Origin of the sequence: Catellatospora sp. NPDC049133, from assembly GCF_040648455.1 — a bacterium.
In the GTDB taxonomy this organism is placed as follows: domain Bacteria; phylum Actinomycetota; class Actinomycetes; order Mycobacteriales; family Micromonosporaceae; genus Catellatospora; species Catellatospora aurea.
Genome location: NZ_JBEZDT010000032.1, coordinates 107,542 through 114,392, shown reverse-complemented (window position 1 = coordinate 114,392; position 6,851 = coordinate 107,542). Strand labels below are relative to the sequence as shown.

6 protein-coding genes are annotated in these 6,851 nt (G+C 71.6%); 2 read left to right on the top strand and 4 right to left on the bottom strand.

Going from position 1 to position 6,851, the window contains the following annotated elements:
- Nucleotides 1-50 precede the first annotated feature (50 nt).
- Entirely contained in the window at nt 51-1,505 is a 1,455-nt protein-coding gene (locus AB0B35_RS31175) for a ricin-type beta-trefoil lectin domain protein (protein ID WP_361052146.1), read from the bottom strand.
- Between the two features lie 378 nt (nt 1,506-1,883).
- Here AB0B35_RS31175 and AB0B35_RS31170 point away from each other — a divergent pair, with 378 nt between their 5' ends.
- Nucleotides 1,884-2,729 carry a hemerythrin domain-containing protein gene (locus AB0B35_RS31170; RefSeq protein WP_361052131.1) on the top strand — a complete coding sequence of 282 codons (846 nt, stop codon included), beginning with the start codon at nt 1,884-1,886 and terminating at the stop codon, nt 2,727-2,729.
- A gap of 242 nt (nt 2,730-2,971) precedes the next feature.
- Entirely contained in the window at nt 2,972-3,817 is an 846-nt protein-coding gene (locus tag AB0B35_RS31165) for a hypothetical protein (protein ID WP_361052128.1), read from the top strand.
- Nucleotides 3,818-3,833: 16 nt separating this feature from the next.
- On the opposite strand, the gene AB0B35_RS31160 is transcribed toward AB0B35_RS31165, so the two are convergent.
- The 3 genes from AB0B35_RS31160 to AB0B35_RS31150 form a co-directional block, all read right to left on the bottom strand.
- Entirely contained in the window at nt 3,834-4,481 is a 648-nt protein-coding gene (locus AB0B35_RS31160) for a thymidine kinase (protein WP_361052143.1), read from the bottom strand.
- A gap of 97 nt (nt 4,482-4,578) precedes the next feature.
- Nucleotides 4,579-5,937, bottom strand: a complete 1,359-nt coding sequence (locus AB0B35_RS31155) for an MFS transporter (RefSeq protein WP_360540149.1) — start codon at nt 5,935-5,937, stop codon at nt 4,579-4,581.
- Entirely contained in the window at nt 5,934-6,716 is a 783-nt protein-coding gene (locus AB0B35_RS31150; RefSeq protein WP_361052125.1) for a glycerophosphodiester phosphodiesterase, read from the bottom strand. Before AB0B35_RS31150 ends, AB0B35_RS31155 begins: the two co-directional genes overlap by 4 nt.
- Nucleotides 6,717-6,851: the final 135 nt, after the last annotated feature.

Genomic DNA, 6,851 nt, shown 5'->3' with positions numbered 1-6,851 from the left:
GTCCGTCTCCCGGGCGGCCGTCGTGCCGCGCGCGGGCCGGCGGGAATCGGTCAGCCGCGACGCCACTTCTGGTTGGCGCCGCCGGTGCAGTCCCAGGTCTGCAGCGGGGTGCCGGTGCCGCCCCACGCGGTGACGTCGACGCACTTGTTGGCCTGCGGGTTCACCAGGTCGCCCGCGCCGGTGAGCACGAACTGCTGGGCCGGGTTGCCACTGCACCCGACGATCTGGATCGCCGCGCCGGCCGCGGTCGAACCCCAGGCGACGTCCATGCACAGGCCGTTGACGGTGCGGATGGTGCCGTCACCGGGGAAGGTCCAGTTCTGCGCGTTGGTGCCGTTGCAGTCCCACAGCTGCAGGCGCTGGCCGTCGACGAAGTTCGAGTTCGGCACGTCGATGCACTTGTCCTGCCAGCCGATGATGCGGCTGGTCGAGCCGCCGCCCCCGGTGGTGGTGAGGGTGAGCCCGTACGCGCCGAGGATCTCGTTGACGGGCTGGTAGAAGGTGGTGCCACCGGTGGAGCAGTTGCCCGAGCCGCCGGACGTGACGCCCTGGGCCTGGTTGCCGCTCATCCACGCACCGCCGGAGTCGCCGCCCTCGGCGCAGGCCGTGGTCTGAGTGAGGCCGTACACGGTCCGGCCGCCGGAGTAGTTGACGGTCACGTTCTTGGCCTGGATGACGCCGCAGCGCCAGCCGGTGGTGCGGCCCGAGCGGCAGATCGACGCGCCGATCGCGGCCTCCTGCGACCCGGCGACGGCGACGTTGCCGCCCGCGTAGTTGTTGACCCAGGGCCGCGGGGTCCAGTTGGCGTTGGTGCGCACCCAGGCGTAGTCGTTGTTCGGGAACGACGACCCGGCGAAGGTGCCCTGGCTGACGTTGTTGTAGCCGAGCGTGGGGCTGCCCGCGCCGCCGCAGTGACCCGCGGTGACGAAGCCGCCGTTGTTGACCGAGAAGCCGATCGAGCACAGCGTGTTGCCGTTGATGACGTACTGGTCGCCGCCGCGGATGTCGTACAGCGGGCGCGGAGCCCGGCCCGTGACGATCCGCACGTCGGCGGCGGGCAGACCGCTCGCGGCGACGAAGCGGCGCGCGGCGGCCTCGCTCGTCGCGCTGACGGTCACGGTGTTGGCGGCGACGTCGACGTACCAGCCGTGCACGTCGGAGCCGGCCGCACCGGCCTTGCGGTCCAGCGCCGCCTTCGCGGTGTCGAGCTGGCGTTCGGTGCGCGCCACGCGTACGGGCAGCGCACCCGCGGCGCGGGCCTGCGCGGCGGCGGCCTCGTCGAGCACGCCGACCTTGAGCCGGCCGTCCTCGGGCGAGTACCAGGCGCCGCCGAAGCGGCTGCCGAGCCGGGCGCGCACGGCCCGCTCGACGACGGGGGCGCCGGCTTCGTGCGCCTGGCGGACACGGGCCTGGGCGGCGGTCAGGCCCAGGTCGCGCTGCAGTGCCTGCTCCATGCCGGGAGCGGGGTCGGTGGTGGGGGCGGCGTAGGCGGGTGCGGGGGCGATCAGCGCCACGGCGAGCACCGCCGCGCTGGTCAGCGCAGTGAGTCTCACGTCGAGTCCTTCAGGGGTGGGACGGTTCAGGGCGTGAGAGCGCTCTCAAGAAACAGACTTTACTGTGGACCCTTCCGAAGTCAATAGATGTCGATGAATTACTCTGCGTACCGCGGACACCACCCCGCGCGCAGAGATCGCCCGACTTGCCAGGCACCCGGGCGGATGCGGGGTCAAGATACGCACACGTGCCCGGCAAGTCGGGCGATCAACCAAGCGGGCCGCGCGGCGGCGGTCGGCTCGCGTGGCGGGTATGCCGGCGTTTCGGCCCGCGGCGTCCCCGAGGTCGGTCACTATGGTGACGAAACGGACTTTGTGAGGTGACGCGGGATGTCCGAGCGCGAGCCGGCGGACGACGGGACGCCCGGCGACGCCCAGCAGGAGCGGCCCGGTCGCGCCGAGCGCGACGTGTACCGGATGAAGGTGCAGGAGCTGCGCGCCCTGCTGCGGGAGGCGGGCGTGCCCGGGACCTCGCACATGCACAAGGACGAACTGGTCCGCGAGCTGGTCAAGACCATGCACTCCGACCAGCGCGCCCGCCCCATCGCGAAGGTCGCCACGGGCAAGAAGAGCGTGGTGCCGCCCGACGACGGCGCGCCCAGCTCGAAGGTGCCGAAGGCGCAGCGCCCGGCCAAGCGGGTGCCCCCGGCGGCCGAGCCGATGCCGCCCGACGAGCACGGCGACGTGATCGACATCCTGCTGGTGCAGCATCAGCAGCTCGGTGACCTGTTCGACGAGCTGGAAGGGGCGCGTGGCGCGCGCCGCCGGGACCTGTTCGCCGAGCTGGTACGCCTGCTCGCGGTGCACGAGAGCATCGAGCAGCTGCTGGTCCACCCGCTGGCGCGGGCGCGGCTGGCCGACGGCGACGCCGTCGTGGACGCCCGGGTCGAGGAGGAGGACCAGGCCGAGCAGGACCTGACGGAGCTGTACGAGCTGGGCCTGGAGCACGACGACTTCGCCGACAAGCTGGCCAACCTGCGCGACGCCGTGATCGAGCACGGTGAGCTGGAGGAGGAGGAAGAGTTCGACGCGCTGCGCGAGCAGGTGCCCGCCGAGGAGCTGAGTCGGCTGGCGGCGATCGCGACGGCCGTCACCGACGCCGTCACCTCCGCCGACGACGCCGCCGCGCCGGACGAGATCTTCGCCCTCGCCCGCGAATCCTTCCCCGAACCCTGACCCGTCCCGCGTGGCGGCGGCGGGAGCACCCATGATCGTCCGACTTGCCAGGCAACCGGGCGAATGGCTCCTCAAGATACGCACGAGTGCCCGGCAAGTCGGACGACCTTGGTGTGGTGCGGCACCGCATCGACCCACGCCGCGCGGGCGGGCGTCGGGGTGGGTGGGCGTCGGGGTGGGCGGGGCCGCCGAAGTCCTCGCGATCCGGGAGGATGAGGGCGCACCCATCGACGGAGGTCGTCATGATCGATAGCGCCCGGCACGAAGGCCCGCCCACGCGGCTTGTGTTCGGCACCGCCATGGCCGTGATCGTGCTCGCTGCGGCCGGGGCGGCCGCGGCCGTCATGGCGGTGCCGGGACGCGGCCTGTGGGCGGGCAACACCGGCACGCTGTACACGGCCCACCACAAGATCCTGGTGGGCCTACTGATGCTCTGCGGGCTGCTGCTGGCAGCCGGGCGGCAGCCACGGTTCGCCGGGGCGGTGGGAATGGCGGGCGCGGTCACGGCGGCGCAGCTGTGCGCCATCGGGGTGTGGGCGGCCCGGCACTGGCGGCCGATGATCGGCATGAACGGCATCCCCGAGGCCAACATCGGCCAGGTCCGCGCCCTGGCCCTGGCGATGGCCGCGGGCGCGGCCGTCGCGACGCTCGCCTGCCTGGCCGTCGTACGCCGCAGCGGAGTGTGGCGGCCCGCCGCCCTGGGCGGTCCCTGGCGTCGCGGGCTGCTGCTCGCCGCGACGGTCGCCGTCGCCGTCCTGCCGGTGCTCGGCATCGTCGAGCGGGACTTCCTGACGATGAAGATCGCGACGCATGTCCTGCTGTACTCGCTGCCCTGGGCCCTCGCCGTGGCGGCCTGCGTCCGGCTGCACCGGCCCGCCGCCGCGGCCGGGGCGCTCGCCGTGGGCGTCAGCGCATTGGCCCTCACCGGCGGGACCGCCGCCCTCGCCGCCAAGTACGGCGAGATCTCCTACCTCCTGCCCGCGCTGGTCGCGTTCTCGGCCGTCGCCGCGGTCGCGGCCGGTGTCCTCGTGATCGCCCTCCGGGACGCCGACGAGCAGCTCCCGGCTGCGCTGCCCGAGCACGGCTAGCCGAGGCAGCCCGCGGCTAGCCGCCCAGGTCGCCGGTGCGGTGGTGGCGGCGGCAGAGCACCTGGTAGCGGACCTCGGCCTGGGCGGCGGCGGTGTCACCGATGACGACCTGCTCGCCCTCGCGGGCCACCGACCCGTCGACGACGCGGGCGTTGAGCAGGCCTTCCCGGCCGCACCAGCACAGCACCTCGACCTGCAGCCGGTTCACCTCGTCGGCCAGCTCGAACAGCCGCTGCGCCGCCGGGAACAGGTACGAGCGGAAGTCCGTCGCGAGACCGAAGGCGTACACGTCGACGTCGTAGGAGTCGACCAGGTCGGCCAGCTGCTCGATCTGTTCGACGGTGTAGAAGCACGCCTCGTCGCAGATCAGGTAGTCGATGCGGGCCCCGTCGCCCCACTCCTTGCACACCAGCGCGATGAGGTCCAGGTCGTCAGTGACCTCGACGGCCGCATGGGCCAGCCCGATCCGCGTGGTCACCTGCGGACCCATGGACCGGTCGTTACGGGTCAGCACCAGGCCGCGCCGGCCCTGGCGGCCGTGGTTGTGACCCATCTGCAGGGCCAGGGTCGACTTGCCGCAGTTCATCGGGCCCCAGAAGAACTTCAGGGCCGCGCCGTGGCGCAGTCGGCGGTCCCCGGTGGGCTGGAAGTACGCCGGGGCGATGGTGGGTTGGTCAACAGCGGTCACGGAGGGGCAGCCTAGTGGCTGCCCCTCCGCAATCGGGAATCCATCTCTGCGATTCCGCTTGCCGCCGGCCGGGTCAGAGCTTCTCGGGCGGCGTGTTGCCGACCGCGGCGATGGCCCGCGCCATCGGCACCATCAGCAGCATGATGAACCCGGCCACGAAGAACACGATCAGCGAGATGATCGCGATCCGGTACGAGCCGGTCAGGTCGTACGCGAGGCCGAACAGCAGCGGCCCGAGCCAGCTGGTGCCCTTGTCGGAGATCTCGTAGAGGCCGAAGTACTCGCCCTCCTTCCCGCGCGGGATGAGCTGGCTGAACAGCGAGCGGCTCAGCGCCTGGCTGCCGCCGAGCACGATGCCGATCGCGCCGCCGAGGATCACGAACGGGACCGCCTGGCCGTACGGCAGGAAGAACGCGGCGATCAGGATCGCCGTCCAGCCGACCAGGCTGCCGAGCACCGTCTTCCACGCGCCGTAGCGCTTGGCCAGTCTGCCGAGCAGCATCGCGCCCGCGAACGCGAGGAACTGCACCATCAGGATCGTCGGCATGAGCACGGTGTTGTCGAAGCCGAGCTGCTTGGAGCCGTACGTGCCCGCCATCGCGATGACGGTCTGGATGCCGTCGTTGTAGATGAGGAACGCGCCGAGGAAGAACAGCGTCAGCGGGAACGCCCGCATCTCCTTGAGCGTGTGCCCGAGCTGCTTGAAGCCGTCGATCAGCACCGAGCCGCGCGCGGTGCCCGCCGGGGAGGGCCGGTCGCGCAGCCACAGCAGCGGCAGCGTGGTGAACGCCGCCCACCACACGCCCGCCGACACCAGGGACCAGCGGGCGATCTCGCCCTGGTTCTCCTCGCCGCCGATCAGCACCACGATCACGTTGAGCAGCAGGAGCAGGCCGCCGCCGAGGTAGCCGAACGCCCAGCCGCGGCTGGACACGCCGTCGCGCTCGTTCTCGTCGGCGATCTGCGGCAGGAACGAGTTGTAGACCACGATGCTCGCACCGAAGGCAAGGTTCGCCACCAGGAACAGCCCCGCGCCGAGCTGGTAGCGGTCACCGGTGAGGAACACCAGGCCGCAGGTCGCGCCGGCGCCGATGTAGGCGAAGATCGCGAGCCAGATCTTCTTGCGTGCCGCCCGGTCGGCGATCGCGCCGACCACCGGCAGCAGCAGCACCTGCAGCACCACCGACAGAGAGGTGGTGTACGCGAACAGCGAGCCCGCCTTGAACGACATGCCCAGCAGGTGCACGTCACCCGCGGCGTCGGCCCCGTTCTCGGCGATCGCGGTCAGGTAGGGGCCGAGGAAGGCGGTGACCACCGTGGTGGAGAACGCGGAGTTGGCCCAGTCGTAGAAGTACCAGCCGACTCGTTCACGTTTGGTGCTCTCGCCGTAGCCCTCAGCAGGAGCGGGGGGTGCGCTGACATCAGCGGTCATGCAAGGTCCTTCCAGAGGCCCCGGTGCGTGAAAACTTCCCGTAACACGTCGATGCGATCGGTCATGATGCCATCCACACCGAGATCAAGTAACCCCTCCATCACGGCAGGATCGTCGACCGTCCACACGTGGACCTGGAGCCCCAGCACGTGCGCGTGGTTCACGAACCGCCGGTCCACCAGGCGCACCGCGCCGAAGCGGATCGGCACCTGAGCGGCGACGACCGAGGGCGGCAGCACGATGCGCCGGCCCAGCCGCGAGGACAGCCACAGCCGGGCCGTCTCCCGCTGCGCCAGCGAGGTGGCGTACGCCGGACCGGCCAGCGCCCGGGTCCGCTGGAGGCGGGCGTCGGAGAAGGAGGCCAGCAGCACCTGCTCGGGGATGGCCCGGTCGTGCACCGCGGCGACGGTCGGCTCCACCGCCGCGTCGGCCTTGATGTCGATGTTGAACCGGATCTCGGGCCAGGCGTCGAGGACCTCGTCGAGCCTCGGCACGGCGGCCGCCCCCGCGACGCGTACCGTCTGCAGGTCTTTCCAGGTCATCGAGGCGACCGCCTGCGGCTCGCCGGCGACGCGGCGCAGGTTCGCGTCGTGCAGCACCACCGCGACCCCGTCTCGGGTGGCGTGCACGTCGGTCTCGACGTACCGGTAGCCGGCTTTCACCGCCCGGTCGAACGCGTCGGCGGTGTTCTCGTCGCCCTCCGCCGCGCCACCCCGATGGGCGAAGGCGAGCGGCGGCGCGGCGAGATACGGATGGGGGTGACCCTGCGGCGTCTCCATCTGGGAAAGCTTGCCACTGCCGGGTGCGGATGGATGGCCCGCGTACTGACCGCTCGCCAACAACGGGCGACATCGGTGAGAATGTCCGCACCACCGCGTCGAAACAAATCGATCTATCCAGGACCGCTGGTGGGG